At 58.0% G+C, this 348-nt stretch carries 1 pseudogene; it reads left to right on the top strand.

The features are described 5' to 3' along the window. Positions 1 to 348, top strand: a pseudogene (locus E1297_RS50050) (IS630 family transposase); the annotation flags it as partial.

Genomic DNA, 348 nt, shown 5'->3' with positions numbered 1-348 from the left:
CATGTGGAGGAGCGGGCCGACATCACCATGCCGGAGCTTGCGGCTTTGCTGCTTGCCGGACGTGGCGTTGAGGTCGATCCGTCGAAGTTCCTGTGCCAAGCCGGTTTCACCTATAAAAAACGCTGATGGCGTCGGAAAAAGAACGTGCTGACGTAAAGGCCGGGCGCGATGAATGGCACAAACATCGCCTACCAGCCATGCGCGCCACTCCCGGAAGGCTCGTATTCATCGACGAGACTTCCGTCAAAACCAACATGACGCCGCTCAGGGGGCGAAGTCCCAAGGGCAAGAGGCTTCTTGCAGATGCGCCCTTCGGCAAATGGAATACCCAGACTTTCATCGCCGGAT

The organism is Roseibium sp. RKSG952 (assembly GCF_009711355.1).
Note: the sequence above shows the minus strand (reverse complement) of the source record. Positions and strands in the feature narration are given on the sequence as shown.